Origin of the sequence: Mycobacterium liflandii (assembly GCF_022354805.1) — a bacterium.
GTDB classification, from domain to species: domain Bacteria; phylum Actinomycetota; class Actinomycetes; order Mycobacteriales; family Mycobacteriaceae; genus Mycobacterium; species Mycobacterium marinum.
In genome coordinates, this window is the sequence record NZ_CP023138.1 from 3,168,665 (window position 1) to 3,191,482 (window position 22,818).

Annotated in this window: 20 protein-coding genes and 5 pseudogenes; 16 read left to right on the forward strand and 9 right to left on the reverse strand. The window is 65.3% G+C overall.

What is annotated here, in order from left to right; translation table 11 throughout:
• Positions 1 to 41: 41 nt before the first annotated feature.
• Both CKW46_RS14235 and CKW46_RS14240 read right to left on the reverse strand, forming a co-directional pair.
• Positions 42 to 1,478: a GuaB1 family IMP dehydrogenase-related protein gene (locus tag CKW46_RS14235; RefSeq protein ID WP_012394430.1), complete on the reverse strand. Its 1,437-nt coding sequence runs from the start codon at positions 1,476 to 1,478 to the stop codon at positions 42 to 44.
• Between the two features lie 31 nt (positions 1,479 to 1,509).
• Positions 1,510 to 2,184 (reverse strand): annotated as a pseudogene (locus tag CKW46_RS14240) (NADP(+)-dependent, decarboxylating phosphogluconate dehydrogenase); the annotation flags it as partial.
• Positions 2,185 to 2,324: 140 nt separating this feature from the next.
• On the opposite strand from CKW46_RS14240, the pseudogene CKW46_RS14245 reads away from it, so the two are divergent.
• Positions 2,325 to 3,528: pseudogene (locus CKW46_RS14245) on the forward strand (ISAs1-like element IS2404/ISMul1 family transposase).
• Positions 3,529 to 3,549: 21 nt separating this feature from the next.
• On the opposite strand, the pseudogene gnd reads toward CKW46_RS14245, so the two are convergent.
• The 3 genes and pseudogenes from gnd to CKW46_RS14260 all read right to left on the reverse strand — a co-directional run.
• A pseudogene (gnd, locus tag CKW46_RS14250) lies at positions 3,550 to 4,338 on the reverse strand (NADP-dependent phosphogluconate dehydrogenase); the annotation flags it as partial.
• Between the two features lie 109 nt (positions 4,339 to 4,447).
• Positions 4,448 to 5,398: a M56 family metallopeptidase gene (locus CKW46_RS14255; RefSeq protein WP_117437253.1), complete on the reverse strand. Its 951-nt coding sequence runs from the start codon at positions 5,396 to 5,398 to the stop codon at positions 4,448 to 4,450.
• A gap of 14 nt (positions 5,399 to 5,412) precedes the next feature.
• Positions 5,413 to 5,829: a BlaI/MecI/CopY family transcriptional regulator gene (locus tag CKW46_RS14260; protein ID WP_012394433.1), complete on the reverse strand. Its 417-nt coding sequence runs from the start codon at positions 5,827 to 5,829 to the stop codon at positions 5,413 to 5,415.
• A gap of 462 nt (positions 5,830 to 6,291) precedes the next feature.
• On the opposite strand from CKW46_RS14260, the gene CKW46_RS14265 reads away from it, so the two are divergent.
• From CKW46_RS14265 to CKW46_RS14295, 7 genes are read left to right on the forward strand one after another with little or no spacing between them, the layout of a single operon-like run.
• On the forward strand, positions 6,292 to 6,696 hold the full coding sequence (locus tag CKW46_RS14265) for a PaaI family thioesterase (protein ID WP_408582284.1): 405 nt from the start codon (positions 6,292 to 6,294) through the stop codon (positions 6,694 to 6,696).
• A gap of 59 nt (positions 6,697 to 6,755) precedes the next feature.
• Positions 6,756 to 7,058, forward strand: coding sequence for an urease subunit gamma (locus CKW46_RS14270; RefSeq protein ID WP_015355503.1), 303 nt, complete (start codon positions 6,756 to 6,758; stop codon positions 7,056 to 7,058).
• On the forward strand, positions 7,055 to 7,366 hold the full coding sequence (locus CKW46_RS14275) for an urease subunit beta (RefSeq protein ID WP_011740894.1): 312 nt from the start codon (positions 7,055 to 7,057) through the stop codon (positions 7,364 to 7,366). Before CKW46_RS14270 ends, CKW46_RS14275 begins: the two co-directional genes overlap by 4 nt.
• Positions 7,366 to 9,099, forward strand: a complete 1,734-nt coding sequence (locus tag CKW46_RS14280) for an urease subunit alpha (protein ID WP_117437251.1) — start codon at positions 7,366 to 7,368, stop codon at positions 9,097 to 9,099. Before CKW46_RS14275 ends, CKW46_RS14280 begins: the two co-directional genes overlap by 1 nt.
• Positions 9,099 to 9,734 (forward strand): urease accessory protein UreF, encoded by a 636-nt coding sequence (locus CKW46_RS14285; protein ID WP_012394437.1) that lies wholly within the window; start codon positions 9,099 to 9,101, stop codon positions 9,732 to 9,734. Before CKW46_RS14280 ends, CKW46_RS14285 begins: the two co-directional genes overlap by 1 nt.
• 10 nt (positions 9,735 to 9,744) lie before the next feature.
• Positions 9,745 to 10,416 (forward strand): urease accessory protein UreG, encoded by a 672-nt coding sequence (ureG, locus tag CKW46_RS14290; protein WP_015355505.1) that lies wholly within the window; start codon positions 9,745 to 9,747, stop codon positions 10,414 to 10,416.
• Positions 10,416 to 11,060 carry an urease accessory protein UreD gene (locus CKW46_RS14295; RefSeq protein ID WP_482053290.1) on the forward strand — a complete coding sequence of 215 codons (645 nt, stop codon included), beginning with the start codon at positions 10,416 to 10,418 and terminating at the stop codon, positions 11,058 to 11,060. The genes ureG and CKW46_RS14295 overlap by 1 nt, the downstream gene beginning before the upstream one ends.
• 70 nt (positions 11,061 to 11,130) lie before the next feature.
• On the opposite strand, the gene CKW46_RS14300 is transcribed toward CKW46_RS14295, so the two are convergent.
• The 3 genes from CKW46_RS14300 to CKW46_RS14310 all read right to left on the reverse strand — a co-directional run bounded on the left by CKW46_RS14300 (position 11,131) and on the right by CKW46_RS14310 (position 14,331).
• Entirely contained in the window at positions 11,131 to 12,516 is a 1,386-nt protein-coding gene (locus CKW46_RS14300) for an NAD(P)/FAD-dependent oxidoreductase (protein ID WP_482053291.1), read from the reverse strand.
• A 163-nt stretch (positions 12,517 to 12,679) separates the two neighbouring features.
• Complete coding sequence (locus CKW46_RS14305; protein WP_117437247.1) at positions 12,680 to 13,603, reverse strand: LLM class F420-dependent oxidoreductase; 924 nt, start codon at positions 13,601 to 13,603, stop codon at positions 12,680 to 12,682.
• A gap of 50 nt (positions 13,604 to 13,653) precedes the next feature.
• A complete protein-coding gene (locus tag CKW46_RS14310; protein ID WP_012394441.1) occupies positions 13,654 to 14,331 on the reverse strand; it encodes an SDR family oxidoreductase in 678 nt (225 codons plus the stop codon).
• A gap of 286 nt (positions 14,332 to 14,617) precedes the next feature.
• On the opposite strand from CKW46_RS14310, the gene modA reads away from it, so the two are divergent.
• Together modA and CKW46_RS14320 are read left to right on the forward strand one after the other, a co-directional pair.
• Positions 14,618 to 15,382 (forward strand): molybdate ABC transporter substrate-binding protein, encoded by a 765-nt coding sequence (gene modA / locus CKW46_RS14315; RefSeq protein ID WP_252872592.1) that lies wholly within the window; start codon positions 14,618 to 14,620, stop codon positions 15,380 to 15,382.
• A 9-nt stretch (positions 15,383 to 15,391) separates the two neighbouring features.
• Complete coding sequence (locus tag CKW46_RS14320; protein WP_020787460.1) at positions 15,392 to 16,186, forward strand: ABC transporter permease; 795 nt, start codon at positions 15,392 to 15,394, stop codon at positions 16,184 to 16,186.
• An 11-nt stretch (positions 16,187 to 16,197) separates the two neighbouring features.
• On the opposite strand, the pseudogene CKW46_RS14325 reads toward CKW46_RS14320, so the two are convergent.
• Positions 16,198 to 17,030, reverse strand: a pseudogene (locus CKW46_RS14325) (class I SAM-dependent methyltransferase).
• A gap of 190 nt (positions 17,031 to 17,220) precedes the next feature.
• Between CKW46_RS14325 and CKW46_RS14330 the strand changes: the two are divergent.
• From CKW46_RS14330 to CKW46_RS14355, 6 genes and pseudogenes are all read left to right on the forward strand, one after another.
• Positions 17,221 to 18,679, forward strand: a pseudogene (locus tag CKW46_RS14330) (NAD(P)/FAD-dependent oxidoreductase).
• An 11-nt stretch (positions 18,680 to 18,690) separates the two neighbouring features.
• Positions 18,691 to 18,876 carry a hypothetical protein gene (locus CKW46_RS14335; RefSeq protein WP_015355512.1) on the forward strand — a complete coding sequence of 62 codons (186 nt, stop codon included), beginning with the start codon at positions 18,691 to 18,693 and terminating at the stop codon, positions 18,874 to 18,876.
• Between the two features lie 183 nt (positions 18,877 to 19,059).
• Positions 19,060 to 20,181, forward strand: coding sequence for a sulfate/molybdate ABC transporter ATP-binding protein (locus tag CKW46_RS14340; RefSeq protein ID WP_011740881.1), 1,122 nt, complete (start codon positions 19,060 to 19,062; stop codon positions 20,179 to 20,181).
• 86 nt (positions 20,182 to 20,267) lie between these two features.
• Positions 20,268 to 21,269, forward strand: coding sequence for an alanine and proline-rich secreted protein Apa (locus tag CKW46_RS14345; RefSeq protein WP_482053292.1), 1,002 nt, complete (start codon positions 20,268 to 20,270; stop codon positions 21,267 to 21,269).
• Between the two features lie 155 nt (positions 21,270 to 21,424).
• Entirely contained in the window at positions 21,425 to 21,721 is a 297-nt protein-coding gene (locus CKW46_RS14350; protein ID WP_015355515.1) for a GlsB/YeaQ/YmgE family stress response membrane protein, read from the forward strand.
• 65 nt (positions 21,722 to 21,786) lie between these two features.
• Positions 21,787 to 22,815, forward strand: coding sequence for a zinc-binding alcohol dehydrogenase family protein (locus tag CKW46_RS14355; protein WP_020725277.1), 1,029 nt, complete (start codon positions 21,787 to 21,789; stop codon positions 22,813 to 22,815).
• Positions 22,816 to 22,818 lie beyond the last annotated feature (3 nt).

Here is a 22,818-nt window from a genome sequence, read left to right on the forward strand (position 1 = left end):
AAACCATCCCGCACAGATCAGCCCGCGCCGTGTGGCGCTGCTCACCAGCCGGCGGGTAGGGGATGCCCCTCGGCAAAGCCGGCCGCTGACTGCACGCCGATGACCACCTGTTCATGAAGTTCGGCCAGATTCGACGCGCCGACGTAGGTGCAAGTGCTGCGCACGCCGGATGTGATGTGGTCGATCAAGTCCTCCACTCCGCCGCGATCGGGGTCGAGCCCCATCCGCGACGTCGAAATGCCTTCCTCGAACAGCGACTTTCGGGCCCGATCGAACGCGCTGTCGGTGGTGGTCCGAGCGACTACCGCACGCTTGGAAGCCATGCCGTAGCTCTCCTTGTAGGGCTGGTCTTCGCGGTCGCGCATCAGATCGCCGGGGGACTCATAGGTGCCCGCGAACCAGGATCCGATCATCACGTTGGACGCGCCTGCTGCCAGCGCCAGTGCGACATCGCGAGGATGACGGATCCCGCCGTCGGCCCATACGTGCCCGCCAAGCTCCCTTGCCGCAGCGGAGCATTCGAGCACGGCGGAAAACTGCGGCCGCCCGACACCGGTCATCATCCGGGTCGTGCACATGGCGCCGGGACCAACGCCCACCTTGACGATGTCGGCACCGGCGCCCAGAAGGTCCCGCGTGCCCTCGGCAGACACCACGTTGCCCGCCGCCAACGGAAGGCCCAGATCCAGCGATGCGACCGCACTGATCGCATCCAGTGTCTTGACCTGGTGCCCGTGGGCGGTGTCGATGACCAGCAGGTCCACCCCTGACTCGGCCAGGGCGCCCGCTTTGGCGGCCACGTCGCCATTGATACCGACGGCCGCCGCGATGCGCAGCCGGCCGGCCGCGTCGGTGGCCGGCGTGTAGATCCCGGCGCGGATCGCCCCGGTTCGGCTCAGCACGCCGGCGAGCGTGCCATCGGGCCGGGTCAGCACCGCAACCTCGATGGGCGAGTGCTCGAGCAGATCGAAGACCTTTCGCGGCTCGGTGCCCACCGGAGCGCTGACAAAGTCCAGGGCGGCGATATCGCGCACCCGGGCGAAGCGGTCCACGCCCACGCAGGACGCTTCGGTCACCAAGCCGATTGGGCGGCCCTCGGAGACCACAACGGCGACCCCATGGGCACGTTTGTGGATCAACGCGATCGCATCGGATACCGAATCCTCGGGGGCCAGCGTCACCGGCGTGTCTAGCACCAGGTCGCGGCTCTTGATGAACTCCACGGTTTGGTGCACCGCCGGGATGGGCAGATCCTGCGGCAGAACCACGATGCCACCGCGGCGGGCCACGGTCTCGGCCATCCGCCGCCCGGCCACCGCGGTCATGTTGGCCACCACCACGGGAATGGTGGTACCCGAACCGTCGGCGGTCGACAGATCCACGTCGAACCGGGACGCCACCAGGGAGCGATTCGGCATGATGAATACGTCGTTGTACGTCAGGTCGTACCCGGGCCGATGCCCGTCCAAGAACCTCATGGTTGCCCTTCGCTGAGCCGTTCTCGCCGGGCTAGGCCGGCACCTCGCTGCGATCTGCGCTCCACAGCGTGTGAAACTTGCCCGCCGCGTCGATCCGCCCGTAGGTGTGCGCGCCGAAGAAATCGCGCTGGGCCTGGGTGAGTGCGGCGGGTAACCGTTCGGTGCGCAGCGCGTCATAGTAGGCGAGGGCCGACGAGAACCCGGGGGTCGGTATACCCAATTGAGCCGCCGTGGACACCACGCGGCGCCAGCTGTCGACGGCCGATTCGATGGCGCTGCGGAAATAGGGCGCGACCAGCAAGCTGGCCAGGGCCGGCTCCGCGTCGAACGCCTCTTTGATCCGGTTGAGGAACTTGGCCCGAATGATGCAGCCGCCACGCCAAATGGTGGCCAAGTCGCCCGGAGTGATGTCCCAGCCAAATTCGGCACTGCCGGCCTGGATCTGGTTGAACCCCTGCGCGTAGGCCACGATCTTCGAGGCATGCAGGGCCCGCCGGACGTTCTCGGTGAAGGTGTCCGGATCGGCGGGCTTGTCGCCCAGCCGCCCCGAAGGCAGCCCAACCGCGGCCGCGCGCTGCTGCACCGACCCCGACAGCGCTCGCGCGAAGACGGCTTCGGCGATGCCGGTCACCGGCACCCCGAGGTCGAGGGCGGATTTCACGGTCCAGCGACCGGTGCCCTTCTGCTCGGCCTGGTCCAGAATCAGGGCTCCGGCGTTGTTGATTAGCAGGCTTGTGAGCTGGGTTGATGATCTTTGGTGCCGCGCTATTGGGGCCGGAGTGTAGGCACGGGCTATCTGGAGAACGATCGAGTTGGTTACTGTTCGTCGTTGGTCTGGAGTTGCCCGTGCCTACCGTTTCAGTATTGCCTGTGTCGTCGGTTCCAGAGGTGTTCGACCGCTGGAGTCCTGGTGAGCGCAGCGAGCTCATCGGATCGGAGTTTCTCGATGTGTTGGCCTCGGTGCCAGACCCGAGGGACCCACGCGGTCGGAGGTATTCGCTGATGGCTTTGTTGGCGATCGCGGTTCTGGCCACTGCCGCGGGGATGCGCGGCTATGCTGGTTTTGCCACATGGGCGGCCACCGCTCCCGATGATGTGTTGGCCTAATTAGGGGTCCGGTTCCGGCGGCCCAGTGAGAAGACCTTCCGCGCTGTTTTGTCTCGGCTAGACCCCGCCGACCTCAACGCCAGGATGGGCAGTTACTTCACTGCACACGTGGCCAGCAGCGACCCCAGTGGATTGGTGCCGATCGCGTTGGACGGCAAGATGCTGCGTGGTGCCTTTACGCGCCAAAGCGACAGCCACGCATCTCGTGTCGGTGTTCGCCCACCGTGCCCGATTGGTGCTCGGTCAACTCGCTGTCGCCGAGAAAAGCAATGAAATTCCCTGCGTACGTGCCCTGCTCACGCTGCTGCCGGGTAGCTTGCGGTGGCTGGTCACCGTGGATGCGATGCATACCCAGGTCGTCACCGCGAAGTTGATCTGCGCCACCTTGAAGTCGCACTACCTGATGATCGTCAAGTCCAACCAAGCCAAAATACTTGCGCGTATCACCGCGCTGCCCTGGGCCAAGGTGCCCGCAGCCGCTACCGACGACTCCCGCGGCCACGGCCGTGTCGAGACCCGCACCCTGCAAATCATCACCGCTGTACGAGGAATCGGCTTCCCCTACGCAAAACAAATCATCCGGATCACTCGTGAACGCTTGATCACCGCCACCGACCAGCGCAGCGTGGAGGTGGTCTATGCCATCTGCAGCCTGCCGTTCGAGCACGCCCGCCCTACCGCGATCATGACCTGGATGCGTCAACACTGGGGAATCGAGAACAGCCTGCACTGGATACGCGACGTCACCTTCGACGAAGACCGTCAAAGGGCACATACCGGAAACGGCGCACAGGTCCTAGCAACGCTACGCAACACCGCGATCAATCTGCACCGCCTCAACGGCGCCGACAACATCGCCGAAGCCTGCCGGATCACCGCTTTGACCGCCAACCGCCGCCTAGACCTCCTCAATCCACAATTCCCCAGCTCACAAGCCTGCTAATCAACAACGCCGGAGCCCTGGGTCCGGAATGACGTCGACGAGGGGTTTTCCGGTCTTCGCATCGGTTTGGCGCAGCACCTCGGCAGTGATTTCCACCAGATAGCTGTCCAGATCGCACTTGTTCCACTCGCTGAACACGTCGGCGATCTGCGGGGCGCTCATCCCCAGCCCGTCACGGAGCAGCTGGTAGGCCTCGCCGATGAGCTGCATGTCGGAGTACTCGATGCCGTTGTGCACCATCTTCACGAAATGCCCGGACCCGTCCGGCCCGATGTGAGTGCAGCACGGAACGCCGTCGACGTGTGCCGAGATCTCCTCTAGCAGCGGGCCCAGCGAGGTGTAGGACTCGGCGGGGCCGCCGGGCATGATCGATGGCCCGTTGAGCGCGCCCTTCTCGCCGCCGGAGATCCCCGCGCCGACGAAATGCAGTCCGCGCTCACGCACCGCCTTCTCACGGCGAATGGTGTCGGTGTAGAGCGCATTCCCGCCATCGATGATGATGTCGCCGGGCTCCATGGCATCTGCGAGTTCGTTGATCACGGCATCGGTGGGCTCGCCCGCCTTGACCATGATCAGCACCCGGCGCGGCGTCTCGAGCGCGGCGAGGAACTCGCTGATCGTCTCGCTTCGGACGAACTTGCCTTCAGCTCCATGCTCTTTGAGCAACGCGTCGGTCTTGGCGATCGAGCGGTTGTGCAAGGCCACCGTGTAGCCATGTCGGGCAAAGTTGCGGGCGATGTTCGAACCCATCACGGCCAGGCCGGTAACACCGATCTGCGCGGTAGCGGTGCTCGATTCCGACGAACTCATATCTTGCCTTTCGGTGAGGCCACTCAGATTAGAGAACTCATGCCAAAGCTCTTCCGAACGCTAATCCGACCCACTGTGGCATAGAAACTCCGAGGCGTGTCGCGGCGCGTCAGAGGTCGAACAACCGCTGCAATTCCGTGAGCCACGGTACGGCCAGCGCCACGGTGGGCACCACCAGCACCACCGCAGCGGCCGCGTAGGCGGCCGCGGCCAGCGCCAGGCTGTTGCCTCGCCCCGACAACCGCTGCACCCGCACCAGCGTGCTGGGACCGCCCGCGGCTAGGGCGCCCAACGGTGCCCGCCCGGACGCGCAGGCGACCAGGGCCCGGGCCAGTGGGGTTCGCCCCGCGGCGCGCACTGCCGCGTCGTCGGCCAACAGTTCAACCAGTAGCTGCGCCGCGCGCAATGCGTTGGCGCTGCGAACCAGCCGCGGAAAGGACTCGTGGAAGGCGGTAAACGCCTCCAGCACAAGGTCATGGCGGGCCCGTAGATGGGCCCGTTCGTGGGTAAGTATTGCCGCGACTTCTTCGTCGCTGAGCGTGGTGAGCGCCCCCTCGCTGACCACCACCCGGCTACGTACCCCGGGCAGGCAGTAGGCGAGTGGTTGCGCGACGTGTAACACGCGCAGATCGCGAGTCCGCGCGCAAGGCTGGGCCAAGGTCGCTTCGTGCCCCACTCCGACCAGGTCGACGACCATGCGGTGACGGGCCCGCCGTCGCCGGGTGGCGATGGCAACACGCACCACCGCGACCACCAGCCGTACCCCCACGAGGACGGTGAGCGCGAAGACGGAAACGTAGGCCGCCCACAGCGGCCAACCGAGCCGGCCTTCGGCGTCGATGATGCCGGCCGTGGGCCGCCCGTCGGGACCGGGCATGAGCAATCGGGTCGCAATCGCGATTCCGGCACTGAAGGCGGAAAGTACGGCGGCCAGGGAGATCGCTTGCCAGAGCACCATTGCGGCGCGAGGTGCGCGCAACGGCCACGTGGCGCGTGCCAGCAAGGCCGGTGTCGGGCCGGCCAGCAGCACCGCGAGGATGGTGAAGGCCAGCGCGGACACGCTGCTAGTCTCCCTCAGCTGTCCACCGGAGCGCCAGCAGATGGCGGAATGCGATGACTTGCTTCCAATTCGGCGAGCGCTCGGCGAAGCGCGTCCGCCTCGTCGGCTCCGACACGCTCGACGAAGTGCACCAGCGCGGCCTGCCGGCCACCCGAGTCCTCGGCTTGGGCCAGCGCATCCACCATCAGCCCGGCGACCAGCTCGTCACGGCCGTGCACCGGTGCATACCGGTGCGCCCGGTCGTCGCGGATCTGAGAAACCAGGTTCTTTTTAGCCAACCGCTGCAGCACCGTCATCACGGTTGTGTAGGCGAGGTCTCGCCGCGCCGAGAGCGCTTGGTGGACCTGTCGAACTGTCTGGGGTTCGGGGGTGGACCACAGGTGATCCATGACCGCGCGTTCCAGATCCCCCAGGCGCGTCAGCTTGGCCATAGTTCGTTTAGTTCCATCGGCTCCATCAGCTTTGAATCCAGAGTACTCCGGCTTACTACCGGCTGTCGTAACCAACCGCGATTAGTTCCAGGCAAATCCGGAGACATCCGCGGTCCGAGCAATCGGGAGACAGCCGACCCAGGACAGGTACCCGGGATGCGTAGGGACGACACGTCGACAATGTTACGCAGTCGATGCTTGCGAAATTAGGGCAGCCTTGCCTATTGTAGTTCTGGTCGAGCAACAATGACCGTGCCGGAGTCCTGAGGGCTGCAGTGACCCCCGGTCTACTCGATCGGCGAGCCCCGTGCCTAGTGCACGGGGCTCGCCCGTTTTTGCGGCCGGAATAGCCGCGCCCGGAGCGGTCCGCAGGCGTCTGGTAGATCCGCAACGCTGGTCAGACGCCGATGGTGTAGACACAAGAACGTGCGATCGTCGCCGGAGGCGGACCCCACCGTAGCCATCCCGCCCACAGTTTCTCCACCTTTCGATGTTGAACTGGGCCTGGAGTTCACCGAACTCACCGCCGATGGCGCCCGTGCGCAGCTCGAGGTCAAGCCCAAGCACCTGCAGCCAATGGGCCTAGTCCACGGGGGTGTCTACTGCTCGATGGTCGAAAGCATGGCCAGCATGGCCGCGTTCACCTGGCTGAGCACCCGCGGCGGCGGCGGTGTGGTGGGCGTCAACAACAGCACCGACTTTCTGCGCGCGATCAGCTCGGGGACCGTCTACGGCACCGCCGAGCCACTACACCGCGGCCGACGCCAGCAGCTGTGGCTGGTCGTGATCACCGACGACGCCGATCATGTGATCGCTCGCGGGCAGGTGCGGCTGCAGAATCTCGAGGCGCCGCCCAGCGACGGGTGACCTCAGTCACTCTCGCCTCGAAAGGCCAGAACCGTCACGGCGTGGCAGGATCCCAAAGCATGCGCTTGACGCCGCACGAACAGGAGCGATTGCTGCTGTCTTACGCCGCCGAGGTGGCCCGCCGCCGACAGGCTCGCGGCTTGCGTCTCAATCACCCCGAGGCCGTAGCGCTCATCACCGACCACGTCCTTGAAGGTGCACGCGACGGCCGCACGGTGGCCGAGCTGATGGCCAGCGGTTGTGAGGTCCTGGGTCAAGACGATGTGATGGAAGGAGTGCCCGAGATGATCGCGGACGTGCAGGTTGAGGCGACCTTCCCGGACGGCACCAAATTGGTCACCGTCCATCATCCGATCCGATGATCCCCGGTGAAATCCACTACGGCAGAGGCGATATCGAAATCAACACGACTGCCCAGCGCATCGAGATGAATGTCGTCAACACCGGCGACCGCCCGGTACAGGTCGGAAGTCACGTCCATTTTCCGCAGGCCAATGCGGCGCTGTCGTTCGACCGCGCTGCCGCCCACGGCTACCGTCTCGACATTCCGGCCGCCACCGCGGTCCGCTTCGAGCCGGGCGTTGCCCACACCGTCAGCCTGGTGCCGCTAGAGGGCAGACGCGCGGTGTACGGGCTGACGCTGAATCCACCTGGAAGATTGGACGACTGATGGCGCGGCTGTCCAGGGAGCGCTACGCACAGCTCTACGGTCCGACCACTGGCGATAGGATCCGGCTCGCAGATACCGATCTGCTGGTCGAAATCACCGAAGACCGTTGCGGGGGGCCCGGACTGGCGGGGGACGAGGCGGTGTTCGGCGGCGGCAAGGTGCTGCGCGAGTCCATGGGCCAGGGGCGTGTCACGCGGGCCGAGGGCGCGCCCGACACCATGATCACCGGCGCGGTAATCATTGACTACTGGGGAATCATCAAGGCGGATATCGGCATTCGTGACGGGCGCATCGTCGCAATTGGCAAGGCCGGCAACCCCAACATCATGTCGGGTATTCATCCCGACTTAGTGGTCGGACCGTCCACCGAGATCATTGGCGGAAACGGGCGCATCGTCACCGCGGGTGCCATCGACTGCCATGTGCACTTGATCTGTCCTCAGGTCATCGCCGAGGCCCTCGGTTCGGGTATCACCACCATCATCGGCGGCGGCACCGGCCCAGCGGAAGGCAGCAAGTCCACCACCGTCACGCCCGGGGGATGGCATCTGGCCAGGATGCTGGAAGCCCTCGATTCCTGGCCGGTCAACATCGCGCTGCTGGGCAAGGGCAACACCGTCAATCCCGACGCGTTGTGGGAGCAATTGCGTGGTGGGGCATCAGGTTTCAAACTTCACGAAGACTGGGGTTCGTCACCGGCGGCGATCGATGCGTGCCTGACCGTCGCCGATGCCGCCGGTGTTCAAGTCGCGTTACACTCCGACACTCTCAACGAGATGGGCTTCGTCGAGGACACGCTGGCCGCGATCGCCGGGCGATCCATTCACACCTACCACACCGAGGGAGCCGGAGGCGGGCACGCCCCCGACATCATCACCGTTGCGGCACATCCCAACGTGCTGCCCAGCTCCACCAATCCGACTCGCCCGTACACCGTCAACACCCTCGACGAGCACCTCGACATGTTGATGGTGTGCCATCACCTCAACCCACGGATTCCTGAAGATCTGGCATTTGCGGAGAGTCGGATTCGGCCATCCACCATCGCCGCCGAAGACCTGCTGCACGACATCGGAGCGATCTCGATGATCGGCAGTGACTCCCAGGCGATGGGCCGGGTCGGCGAGGTGGTGATGCGGACCTGGCAGACCGCGCACGTCATGAAGCAGCGCCGCGGCGCCTTGGAGGGCGACCCGTCGGGCCGCTATTCGGCCGATAACAATCGAGCACGGCGCTATGTCGCCAAATACACCATCTGCCCGGCCGTCGCGCACGGTCTCGACCACGAGGTCGGCTCGGTGGAGGTGGGAAAGCTCGCCGATCTGGTGTTGTGGGAGCCGGCCTTTTTCGGGGTACGCCCGCACGCGGTGGTCAAGGGTGGCGCCATCGCCTGGGCCGCGATGGGCGATGCGAACGCCTCGATACCCACGCCTCAGCCGGTGCTTCCGCGCCCGATGTTCGGCGCGTCGCCGGCCGTGGCAGCGGCGACCTCCGTGCATTTCGTCGCAGCACAGTCCATCGAGGCCGGTCTGGCAGATCAGATCGCCGTCGACCGCCGACTAGTTCCGGTGGCCGATGTCCGGGCCGTCGGTAAGGCCGACATGCCACTCAACGACGCACAGCCGCGCATCGAGGTCGACCCCGATACGTTCACCGTGCGTATCGATGGCGAGGTATGGGAGCAGCAGCCGGCCACCGAACTCCCTATGGCGCAACGGTATTTCTTGTTCTAGTGACCACGCTCGCGATGCTCCTGACCCTGGCCGATTCTCGGCTACCCACCGGTGCCCACGTGCACTCCGGCGGCGTCGAGGAGGCCATCACCGCCGGCTTGGTGACCAACCTGTCAAGCCTGGAGGCGTTTCTCAAGCGACGCATCCGCAGCCACGGCCTGGTTACCGCGTCCATCGCTGCCGCTGTGCAGCGAGGCGATCTGGCCCCCGATGGCGCAGATCGGGAAACCGACGCCCGCACACCTTCGCCCGCGGCGCGGGATGCCTCACGTAGCCAGGGACGAGGGCTGGTGCGGCTGGCTCGGGCGATCTGGCCGGAAGCGGACTGGGACGCCCTCGGCGCAAAACCCCATCTGGCGGTGGCTGCAGGCCGAGTGGGAGCGCTGGCGGGGCTAACCCCCGAACACCTTGCCCTGCAACTTGTCTACACCACGATGACCGGCTCGGCTACCGCTGCCCAGCGGCTGCTCGCGCTGGATCCCACCGACGTGGCCGTGCTCACGTTCCAGCTCTCTGAGCTGTGCACGACTACCGCCGCTGAAGCGGCAATCGGACTGGCCGATTTGTCCGACCCACTGCTCGATACGCTGGCGCAACATCACGCCGAACGCGAGCGGCCCTTGTTCGCCTCATGAAAGGTATTGCATGGCCAAGCATTCCCATGATCACACCCACGACCATCACGACCGGCCACGGCGGGTTCGAAAGCCGGGGGAGCCGTTGCGGATCGGGGTCGGGGGCCCAGTTGGATCCGGCAAGACCGCACTGGTGGCGGCGATATGTCGGCAGTTGCGAGACGAGCTGTCGCTCTCGGTGCTGACCAATGACATCTACACCACCGAGGACGCCGACTTTCTGCGCAAGCATGCGGTATTGCCAGACAGCCGGATAACCGCGGTGCAAACCGGTGGCTGTCCGCACACCGCGATCCGCGACGACATCACCGCCAACCTGGATGCGATCGACGACTTGATCGCCGCACACGACGCGCTGGACTTGATCTTGGTCGAATCCGGTGGTGACAACCTCACCGCCACCTTCTCGTCGGGCCTGGTGGATGTGCAGATCTTCGTCATCGATGTAGCCGGCGGCGACAAGGTTCCCCGCAAGGGCGGGCCCGGTGTGACCTTTTCAGACTTGTTGGTGGTCAACAAGACCGATCTGGCCCCGTTGGTGGGCGCCGATCTGAAGGTGATGGCTCGCGACGCCGAAGCGGTACGCGACGGACGTCCGACCGTGTTGCAGTCGTTGACCGAGGACCCCGCCGCGACGAAGGTACTGGACTGGGTGCGCAGTCAGTTGGCCGCCGCAGGCTGATGCACTCCGAGGTTCTGCTGGTCGCGTCGCGAAACCGGCTGCCGCGCATCCGATGCCGGGGCGGCATTGCGGCCCGTTGCACCGCAGCCGACACCGTTTTTCTGGTGTCGGCTGCGGCAACGCCGCTAGGGGGCGACAGCTTCGACCTCCAGATCATCGTTGAGGAGGGGGCGTCGCTGCGATTGCGAAGTGCGGCCGCGGCCGTGGTGTTGCCCGGCGCACAGACCATGACTTCCCGAGCCCGCTGGAAAATCGAGGTTGCCGGGGAGCTGGATGTGGACCTCGAGCCGACAATCGTCGCCGCTGCCGCCCGGCATCTGTCGTCTGTCACGGTGCAGTTGGATGGCGCTAGCCGGGTCCGTCTGCGCGAGCGCATCCAGATCGGCAGATATGGTGAGCGGGAAGGATTCTGGTCGGGATCGCTGCATGCGGACCTGGACGGTCGTCCGATGCTGCGACACCGGATGGAACTGGGCGCTGGATCACTGGCCGATGACGTGATTTGCGCTCCCCGCGCGACGGTCAGCGAATTACGCTACCCCACAGGGGAGTTCACTGATGCAATCGAGGCCGGTTCGACAGTGCTGCAGCTCGCCGAGGGCGGAACTCTTAGTACGTGGCAAGCGGAACGGTTGATCGGCTAGAGGTCATTGCGGTCACCGGGCGCCGCGGAGTCGGATAGTCACGCTGCGAGTCGGCCGCGACCACACCGGCCTAGCTGGCTTGTCGCGCCTCGGTGCTCTGCGCCTCGGAAGCCAACTCGGCCAGCTGCTCCAGCCGCGTCCGGGCGAAAGCCTGCTGTTCGGTGATGGTCAGTTGACCACGCCGGGTGCTCAGGAAGGTCACCGTCCACGACAACAGCGTGCTGACCTTGGTCTTGAACCCGACCAGGTACACCAGGTGCAGGACCAGCCAGGCCAGCCAAGCGATGAAGCCGCTGATCTCCACTGGACCGATCTTGGCCACCGCGGAAAAACGCGACACCGTGGCCATGGAGCCCTTGTCGAAGTACTGGAACGGCTCGCGTTCCGCAGCGTTGGCACCGGCCAGCTCGGACTTGATCGTGGTGGCGACGTACTTCGCGCCCTGGATGGCGCCCTGGGCTACCCCGGGCACGCCCTCGACCGCAGCCATGTCGCCGATGACGAACACGTTGGGGTGTCCCGGGACCGACAAGTCGGGCAGCACCTGGACCCGGCCGGCTCGATCGAGCTCAACCTCGGACTGCTCGGCAAGGTCCCGGCCCAACCGGCTGGCCTGGACACCGGCGGACCACACTTTGCACGCGGATTCGATGCGCCGGATGGTGCCGTCGGAATCCTTCACGGTAATGCCGTTGCGGTCGACGTTGGTGACCATCGCGCCGAGCTGGATTTCCACCCCCAGCTTCTGCAGCCGTGCCGCCGCCCGCTCACCCAACTTGTCGCCAAACGGCGGCAGCACCGCCGGAGCGGCATCGAGCAGAATAACCCGCGCCCGGGTGGAGTCGATGTGGCGGAACGCGCCCTTCAACGTGTGCTCGGCCAATTCGGCTATCTGCCCGGCCATTTCGACACCGGTGGGTCCGGCCCCGACGACTGTGAACGTCAGCAGTTTGGCCCGTCGTTCCGCATCACGCGACCGTTCGGCTTGTTCGAAGGCGCTCAGGATCCGTCCGCGTAGTTCCAGCGCGTCATCGATCGACTTCATGCCAGGTGCGAACTCGGCGAAGTGGTCGTTGCCGAAGTAGGACTGGCCCGCGCCCGCGGCGACGATCAGGGTGTCGTATGGGGTTTCGTAGGTGTGACCGAGCAAGTCCGACACGACGGATTGCTTGGCCAGGTCGATGTGGGTCACGTTGCCCAGCAGCACCTGCGCGTTGCGTTGCCGGCGCAGGACCACGCGTGTCGGCGGCGCGATGTCACCTTCGGAGATGATTCCGGTAGCCACTTGGTAGAGCAGCGGCTGGAACAGGTGGTGGGTGGTGCGAGCAATCAGCTTGATATCGACGTCGGCACGCTTGAGCTTCTTTGCCGCGTTGAGTCCGCCGAAGCCAGATCCGATGATGACAACACGATGGCGCGGACGTGCTTGTTCTGTGGTTTCTGGCTGGGGGCTCATGTGACGCTGCTCCTGACGGATCTCCTGACGGGCGCATTGCAGTTAGCTACACGCTAGTCATACCAGGCCCGCAAGCCCAACTCGTGAGCATGTGTAATTAGCCACACCGGCGCAACCGGATCCGCCCTCCCACCGGCGGCTCATCGCACAAACCCTGAGCGGCCTACCCGGTCAACAGCGGGCGCAGTGCCTCGGCAACGGTGGTGATCAGGCCGGGGGAGTGGCCGTGCGCGGAGAGGTTCATGATCACGCCGTCAATGCCGGTGTCGAGCACTTTGGTTTGCACCTGATCGGCGATCTGTGCCGGGCTGCCGGTCACCATGCGCCTGCTCGTCTCTGCGGGAAGGCGCTCCACCTTGGCCTTCTCGTCGACCACCACCGTGAGCATCACACTGGTTTCCAGTGTTGATGGATCCCGCCCCGCTTCCTCGCATCGGGCGGCGACGGCATCCATCTTGCGAGGCAATTCATCCAGCGCCGCGACGATGTTGAGATGATCGGCCCAGTGGGCGGCGATGCGGAAGGTCTTCTTCTCACCCCCGCCGCCGATCAAGATCGGGATGCGGTCACGGTAACGGGGTTCGGCCATCGCCGATTCGGCTTGGTACCAACTCCCGGAGAAGGTCGGATGCTCACCCTTGATCATCGGATCAAGAATCTGCAACGCCTCCTCGAGCCGATTGAATCGGTCGGTGAAGGTGCCGAACTCGTAGCCGAGCTGGCGGTGTTCGAGTTCGAACCATCCAGCGCCGATGCCGAGGACCGCACGTCCGGCACTGACCACATCCAGCGTCGTGATGATCTTTGCCAACAACGCGGGGTTACGGTACGTATTGCCGGTCACCAGAGTGCCCAGTTGCAGCCGCTCGGTAGCGGTGGCCAGCGCGCCCAGGGCGGTGTAGGCCTCCAGCATGGGCTGGTCCGGTGTCCCCAACATCGGCAGTTGATAGAAATGGTCCATCAAGAAAAGCGAGTCGAAGCCGGCCGCCTCGGCCTCGCGCGCCTGCGCGATGACTGACGGAAAAAGCTTGTCGACGCCGGTACCGTAGGAGAAACTCGGGATCTGGAAACCAAGCCGGATAGCCACGGGCTCTACCGTAGCGATCGGCTCCGAAAAGCCAAGAGAACCGAATTGCCTCAGGCGAAGTGAGCGAGCGCGCCGTGGCTCACATGAAGCGTCTGGCCGGTGATGTGCCGAGCCGCCGGGGTGGTGAGAAACAGCGCCAGCCGGGCGATCTCCGCGGCCACCGGAGCCGGCGTGCGCGACAACCCTTCATAACCCGCCTGCACACTGCGTCCGCAAGCCACGGCGTTGACCGTGATGCCGCGGGTGCCGTAGATCTCGGCTTGCCCGGCGACCCAATTCGACAGGGCACCCTTGATCGCCGCATCGACGCTGCCCGCTGGTGGGTTCTCCGCCACCACGCTGATGATCGAACCGCCAGATCGCAGATGGTCGCCGACACACTGCACGGTCAACACCGCCGAGAGCACGGTGGTGTCCAGTGCATTGCGCCACGCCGTGGCGGTGTCCGCCAGCGAGTAGGTGCGCGGATCGCCGGCATCCCAGGTCGGCGCCGGCACGTTGACGATGGTGTCCAGATGGTGGGGGAACAACCCGCGCACCTCTGCCAGGCTGGCCGGATTGGTGATGTCGCAGGCGATCGCGTCTGCGTCGAGTTCCTTGGCGACCACCTCGAGATCGTCGCGCCGGGCGCCGACAAGAGTCACTTTGTGACCGTCGTCGCGAAAGCCCTCGGCTACTGTGCGTCCCAGATCGGTGTCGCCGCCGGTGACCAGCACCTCCACTGCCATGACCTCCTCGTGTTCACCGTTGAACCCAGACCCTGGCACTTCACCAGCGTTTATGTTTCCACTCGGCGCGTTGAAAACATCGTCCCGATGGTCACACACGACAGGATTGTTGCCTGGGATCTCAGCATGTTATGGCATCAATCCGCACCCATGTTACTGGACAGTAGCAATTTGACGAAACTCCGCGCGGTCGCGCCGAGCAGATGATTTGGGTAACGATTCGTCAGCAACGGACCCGCCCGTTCTCGCTGGCAGAAGCCTCCGAGGTCGCTGCTAGGTTTGACCGGTGACTCGGGTCGGGATGCTGGCCGGCATGGTGTCGGCGCTGCTGGTCTGGGTGGTGGGCTGCGGTTCGCCGTCACGGCTGGCCGAAGGTGCTCGCTCGATCACGATCTTTGCCGCGGCATCGCTGAAGACCGCCTTCACCCAGATAGGTGAACGGTTCAAGACCGCCAACCCGGGCGTCGGTGTCGAGCTCGATTTCGCCGGTTCCTCCGAGTTGGCCACCCAACTCACCCAGGGCGCCACCGCGGACGTCTTCGCCTCAGCGGACACCGCTCAGATGGACACGGTCGCCAAAGCCGGTCTGCTCGCCGCAGATCCGACGAACTTCGCCTCCAACACACTGGTCATCGTCACCGCGCTGGGCAATCCGAAGCACGTCGGATCGTTCGCCGACCTCTCTCGATCGGATCTAACCGTTGTGGTCTGCCAGCAGCAGGTGCCCTGTGGCGCGGCCACGCAGCGCATCGAAGACGGCACCGGGGTCCACCTCAACCCGGTTAGTGAAGAACTCAGCGTTACCGATGTCCTCAACAAGGTCACGACCGGACAAGCCGACGCCGCGCTGGTCTACCTCACCGATGCGATGAGCGCGGGAAGCACCGTGAGCACTATCAAGTTTCCCCAGGCCGCACCCGCGGTGAACGTCTATCCCATCGCGGTGCTCAGCAACGTCCCCCAACCGGGGCTGGCGCGTAAATTCGTCGACATGGTCACGGCCGAGACAGGACGCCGCATCCTGGATCAGTCTGGTTTCGCCAAGCCCTGACGAGCCGATATGCACGGACCACCGGAGCTGCCCCGCTGGGTTTACCTACCCGCTACCGCGGGGATGGGTTTGGTGATTCTGCCGCTGGTCGCGATGGCGGCCAAGGTCGATTGGCCGAATTTCTGGTCCCTGATCACCAGCACGTCGTCTCGGACGGCACTCGTGCTGAGCTTGAAGACCGCCTCGGCGAGCACCGCGATATGCGTACTCCTGGGCGTGCCGATGGCGCTGGTCCTGGCCCGTAGCCGGGCGCGGCTCATGCGGCTGATGCGGCCGCTGATCCTGCTGCCGCTGGTGCTGCCACCGGTAGTGGGGGGTATCGCGCTGCTCTACGCATTCGGCCGACTTGGCCTGATCGGGCGTTACCTAGAGGCGGGCGGTATCACGATCGCGTTCAGCACGACGGCCGTGGTGCTGGCGCAGACGTTCGTCTCGCTGCCATTCCTGGTGGTATCGCTCGAGGGAGCGGCGCGCACCGCGGGCGCGGACTATGAAGTTGTCGCGGCGACGCTGGGAGCGCGGCCCAGCGCGGTCTGGTGGAAGGTCACGCTGCCGCTACTGATGCCGGGTCTGGTGTCCGGTGCTGTACTCGCCTTCGCCCGGTCGCTGGGGGAGTTCGGCGCAACCTTGACTTTCGCCGGATCCCGCCAAGGTGTCACCCGCACGCTGCCGCTCGAGATCTACCTGCAGCGGGTGAATGATCCCGACGCGGCGATCGCATTGTCACTGCTGCTGGTCGCGGTGGCCGCGCTGGTGGTTCTGAGCCTGGGGGCGCGCCGATTGACCGGCGGCCAGGCGGGGTAGCTTCGGGTGGGTCAGTCGAACTCGAGCAGGACGTAGGCGCCGCGGAATGGCTTGATCGGCGGAAACGCCACAGGGCGGGGTAGAGGGTCCTGAAGAACAGCCCGCGGCCTTCGGGCATCGGCACATCGTGCACCGCGCGGATTCCGGGCACGGTGTCGACCAGCCTCGCGAGCTGGTTCACCGACAGGCTGAATGGCATCGGCGGAACGCGGTAGCGCCTGGAGGCACGCATACCCTTGGGGGCAACCCGCTTGACGATGGTGGGTGGCAGGTCGAAGAACATCTGTCCACCGGCAAAGCGCTTGGCGCACTGACTGATCAGCTCCATTGCCTGATTGGGCTGCAGATACATCAGTAGACCTTCGGCGGTGATGAAGACGCCGGCGCGCGAGTCGACCTTGTCCATCCACGTGTAGTCCAAGGCGGACTGTGCGAGGTTGGTGACGCGCGCAGAATCCGGCAGCAGGCGCCGCCGCAGTTCCATTACGGGCTCCAGATCGAGCGATACCCAACGAAATTGCGTATCTGGTAGCGCATTGCTCACCCGCCAGAACCCGGTCTGAAAGCCCTCCGCGAGCGCCACCACGGTAGCCCCCGGATGCTTGGTGAGGTATGCGATCTCACACCGATCAACGGCCAGCGATCGCAACGCCATCTCTTGGCCGCGGCGTCCAAACTTCTCGAAGTCGAAATCGATGGATTCAACAAGTTTGATCGCCATCGGGTCATCGATGATCGGGTTCGGCTTGGCGGCTTGGTGAGCCCTGCCGTTGAGGGTCAGCAATGCGGTTTCAGAGACACCGCCCAGCATTCCGGCGTTCACGTTGTTATCTGAATGACCCACCTACACAACTTATCCAAGCCGCGCCGGAGGACTCCATGCCGCGCGCGCAATGCGGGTAGCCCCAGATTGCGTCGGCGGCCGCAACTGGACATCCGATCGTCGATACCACTTAACAAAATACCCTAGGGGGTATAGAATGATGATCGGCTAGCTACCTCAGCTGTAGTTGAGTTCAATCAAGGAGCGACCAATGGCACGAGTCGTTATCCTCGGCGCCGGCATCGCGGGCCATGCCGCCGCGCTGCACCTGCGCCGATGGCTTCCCCGCGCACACGAGATCGTCGTTATCTCTCCGAACGCCGACTGGAACTGGATTCCATCCAATATCTGGGTCGGCGTGGGGCGGATGGAACCGACGAAGGTGTTGATTCCCCTCAAACCGATCTACCAGCGCAAAGGCATCGTCTTTCACCAGGCGCTGGCAACTGCTATCCGGTGCCGAGGGCACCGGTGAACAGCAGACACCGTCGGTGGACTTCACGTACACCGAGGAAGGGCGACGCGGCGAGACCGGCAGCCTTAGCTACGACTATTTGATCAATGCGACGGGCCCTCAGCTGAATTTCGCGGCGACGCCGGGCCTCGGTCCCGAGGGGCACTCGTATTCGGTGTGTACTGCCGACCACGCCACCGAGGCCGCCAAGGCGCTCGACGGGGTCATCGCCAAGTTGCGGGCCGGCCAGCGGCAGCGCCTCGTTATCGGTGTCGGGCATGGCACCTGCACCTGCGAAGGGGCAGCGTTCGAGTACACCTTCAACGTCGAACATCGACTGCGCGCCGCCGGTGTGCGCGACTTGGCCGAGGTCATCTATCTGACCAATGAGTACGAGCTGGGTGATTTCGGGGTCGACGGCATGAGATTCGTCGACAAGGGATTCATGCAGTCCAGCCGGCTGTGGACCGAATCGCTATTCCGCGAACGTGGCGTCAAGGCGATCACGCAGGCCCACGTGCACGAGGTGATGGACGGCAAGCTGCGCTACGAACAGCTCGACGGCAAAGAACACGATCTGGACTTTGACTTTGCGATGCTGCTGCCACCATTTAGGGGCGCCAGCCTGGCCGCCTACGACCGGGACGGCAACGACATCACGTCCACGTTGTTCGCGCCATCGGGCTTCCTCAAGGTCGACGCCGACTATTCGGGCAAGCCCTACGACGAGTGGACCGCCGAGGACTGGCCACACACCTACGAATCCGTGGCCTATCCGAACATCTTCGCGCCCGGCATCGCGTTCGCGCCGCCGCACCCAATCTCCAAACCGCGCAAGAGCGTTACCGGGACGGTGATCACCCCCAGCCCACCCCGAACCGGCATGCCGTCGGGCATCATGGCCAAGACCGTGGCCGAGACCATTCGCGATCGCATCACCAACAACGCCGCGAGTCCGGCCCACCAAGCCTCGATGGCGACCATGGGCGCCGCATGCATCGCCTCGGCCGGAACCGGCCTGCGTGAGGGTTCGACGGCCGCGATGACCATGTTTCCGGTCGTGCCCGACCCGGTGCGCTACCCGCAGACCGGCCGCGACATCAGCGGCACCTCCGGTGAGCTTGGCCTGGCGGGGCACTGGATCAAGGTGCTGCTGCACTACCTGTTCATCTACAAGGCCAAGGCCAGGCCGTTCTGGTGGCTGATCCCTGAATGAAAGGCGCTTCCATGGACCTTACAGACGCGGACAAAAGCGGCTCAGACGTGGATGTCCGGACCGCCGAACGCATTGCCGACGCCCCACTACCCACCGGAGCCAAACTGCGCATGCGGCAGAATCTTCCGGTGCAGATGTGGCGATTCGTCCGCATCAATCTGAAGATGATGCGAATCATCTTCAGCGGACACCACTAGCCGCTCGCGGCGACCGGCCATCGGTCATGCTCGCCGTCACTTAGGGTGTGAGCATGCGTCGTAGTGGTGGGCAAATCGGGTGCCCAGTGCCGACAGTATGGCGCGGATTTCGCGGGTCGTGACGTCAGGCGCAATTCGCAGAATTCAGGCGTGCACGGTGCCGCCGACACGGGACGGCGCGGTGTGAGCGCGCTAGAGCTTCGCGCGGTCGTTGCGGACCGTCGTCTAGACGTCGAGTTCTCGGTGGCGGCGGGCGAGGTGCTGGCGATCCTGGGGCCCAACGGCGCCGGAAAGTCTTCCGTCTTACACGTCATCGCCGGGCTGGTTCGCCCTGACAACGGAGTGGTTCGTCTAGGCGAGCGGGTGCTGACCGATACCGCCGCGGGCATCGACGTGGCAACCCACGACCGCAAAGTCGGTTTACTGCTGCAGGACCCGCTGCTGTTCCCGCACATGAGCGTGGGCGCCAACGTGGCGTTCGGTCCACATCACCGTCGCGGCACGTTGCGCTCCGGTCGCCGCCAGCAACGCGAATCGGCACTACGGTGGCTAGCCAAGGTGGGCGCCGAGCAGTTGGTAGATCGCCGGCCGCGACAGCTGTCCGGCGGCCAAGTCCAGCGCGTCGCCATCGCCCGGGCGCTGGCGGCCGAACCAGATGTGCTGCTGCTCGATGAGCCGCTGACCGGACTCGATGTCGCCGCGGCCGCGGCCATCCGGGCGGTGCTGCGCGCCATGGTGGTCGACAGCGGATGCGCCGTAATTTTGATATCTCATGACCTGCTCGATGTATGCACACTGGCCGATCGGGTGCTGATTCTCGAGGCCGGCCGGATCTCCGAAATCGGCGCGGCCGCCGACGTACTGGCCGCGCCGCGCAGCAATTTCGGAGCTCGCATCGCGGGGGTCAACCTGGTCAGCGGCACCATCGGCCGTGACGGGTCCCTGCACACCCGCTTCGGTAGCCAATGGAGGGGAACACCGGCCCGAGACCTCGATGAAGCGCTCGATTTTGGGCAAGACGCCATCGCCGTGTTCCCGCCGACCGCGGTGGCAGTGCACCTCGAACCGCCGCACGGCAGCCCACGCAATACGGCCGAGGTGACCGTGGCAGATCTACAGACTCGTGGGCCGGCCGTGTTGGTGCGCAGTGAGGACCAGCCCGACGGCTTGCCCGGCCTGGCCGCGAGCATCACCGTCGACGCTGCCGCCGAGTTGAAGCTGACGCCCGGGGCGCGAGTGTGGTTCAGCGTCAAGGCTCATGAGGTGGCGTTACATCAAGCATTGCGCCGCCAGGTAGCCCGCTAGGGGATTGCCACCGGGTCCGTCACGATCAGCGAAGACATGGGCAGGCCATCCTTGCTTCGCGGCCATAACACGGTAGGTTCGTCGCCATGCATGAGGTGGACCCCAACAAGCGACGTCGCCACGGACTCTGGACAACGCTAGCGCTCGCAGCGGTGAGCAGTGCCAGCGTTGTCTCCATTGCCCTTCCGGCGACCGCCAGCGCCGACCCGGCGCCTGCGCCGGCACCGTCGACCACCGCGGCGCCACCGGCGGATCCCAATGCCGCACCGCCACCAGCGGACCCCAACGCCCCACCACCACCGGCAGACCCCAACGCCCCACCACCACCAGCTGACCCCAACGCCCCACCACCACCAGCTGACCCCAACGCCCCACCACCACCGGTGGTTGACCCGAATGCACCGGAGCCCGGGCGGGTCAACAATGCGGTCGGTGGTTTCAGCTTCGTCGTTCCGGCGGGCTGGGTCGAGTCCGACGCTTCGCACCTCGACTACGGGTCGGCGCTGCTGAGCAAGATGACGGGCGAGCCACCCATGCCAGGACAGGCCCCGCCGATTGCCAACGACACGCGAGTCGTGTTGGGGCGGTTGGACCAGAAGCTCTACGCCAGCGCGGAGGCCACCAATCCCAAGGCCGCCGTCCGGCTGGGATCGGATATGGGTGAGTTCTTCATGCCTTATCCCGGCACCCGGATCAATCAGGAAACCATTCCGCTCAACGCCAACGGGATAACCGGAAGCGCGTCGCACTACGAAGTGAAGTTCAGCGATGAGTCCAAGCCCAACGGACAGATCTGGACCGGCGTAGTCGGCACTCCCGCGGGCAGCACGCCCAACGAAGGACCGCCGCAGCGCTGGTTTGTGGTCTGGCTGGGAACCTCGAATGACCCCGTCGACAAGGGTGCGGCGAAGGTACTGGCGGAGTCGATCCGGCCGTGGATGCCACCACCGGCACCGGCACCGGCGCCTGCGCCGGGTGAGCCCGCGCCGCAACCGGGCGCGCCGGAACCCGTCCCCGCACCGGCTCCCGCGCCGGCCGCTGGGGTGGCTCCGACCGTCGCCCCAGCACCGCGAACACAACCGACCTGAGGCCGTACTGCCCCTGACAAGATAGTCCCCGCCAACTAGGCGGGGATATTCTCTGCTTCGCAGAATCGCATCCCCATCGTTACCCGAACGGGGTATACCGAAGTCACGGTCCGACACCGCAGTTGGACCTTGCCAGTGATTGCAAGGAGATCCCGATGGACGTCATGGCAGCTACCGAATTCCTGGCTCGCTCCAGCACCTTGACCAGTGTCGGCTGGCTCGGCTACATCATCATCGGAGCGCTCGCCGGGTGGATTGCCGGCAAGATCGTCAAAGGCGCCGGATCCGGCATTCTGATGAATATCGTGATCGGCGTCATCGGCGCGCTGATCGGTGGCTTCTTGCTGAGCTTCTTTGTCGACACCGCCGCCGGCGGCTGGTGGTTCACCTTGTTCACCGCGATCCTGGGCTCGGTGATCCTGCTCTGGATCGCGGGCAAGGCCCGCCACTAGCGCGTTGGATCCCTGCTGACCGTGGCGGGTCGAGCCGTCCCTGGCGATAGCGTCATCATGGACTGATGGCCGCACCCGCGAGTACCCCGACGATGAGCGCATGGCAGGTGCGCCGGCCCGGTCCCATCGACACCGGCCCGCTGGAGCGGGTGAACGTCGAAGTACCAAGACCGGCGCCCTCCGAACTGCTCGTGGCGGTGCGAGCATGCGGCGTGTGCCGCACCGACCTCCACGTCACCGAGGGCGATCTGGCGGTGCACCGGGAGCGGGTGACGCCGGGACATGAGGTGGTCGGAGAGGTCGTAGAAGTAGGGGCCGAGGCCGGCGACGAGTTCGCCGTCGGCGACCGGGTGGGCATCGCCTGGCTGCGCCACACCTGCGGGGTGTGCAAGTACTGCCGCCGTGGCGATGAGAACCTGTGCCCGAAGTCCCTCTACACCGGATGGGACGCTGACGGGGGATACGCAGAATTCACCACCGTTCCCGCGGCGTTTGCCCACCATCTGCCCAGCGGCTACAGCGATAGCGAGCTGGCCCCACTGCTGTGCGCCGGCATCATCGGTTACCGCTCCCTGCTGCGGGCCGAACTACCACCCGGCGGCAGGTTGGGCCTGTATGGGTTCGGCGGCAGCGCGCACATCACCGCACAGGTCGCGTTGGCCCAGGGAGCCGAGGTGCATGTGATGACCCGTGGAGCCGAGGCGCGTGAGTTGGCACTCGAGCTTGGCGCCGCATCGGCTCAGGGGGCCGCCGACCCACCACCGGTACCGTTGGATGCCGCGATCCTGTTCGCCCCGGTAGGGGAGCTGGTGTTGCCGGCTCTGGCGGGCCTCGACCGTGGTGGCACCCTGGCGGTCGCCGGGATTCATCTCAGCGACATCCCGCCGCTGAACTATCAGCGTCACTTGTTCCAGGAACGTCAGATCAGGTCGGTGACGTCCAACACCCGCGGTGATGCCCGGGCTTTCCTCAACTTTGCGGGCCAGCATCATATCGAGGTCACCACGCCCGAATACCCGCTCGGGCAGGCTGACCGCGCGCTCAGCGACCTCAGCGCGGGCCGCATCGCCGGCGCCGCGGTGTTGATCGTGTAACGA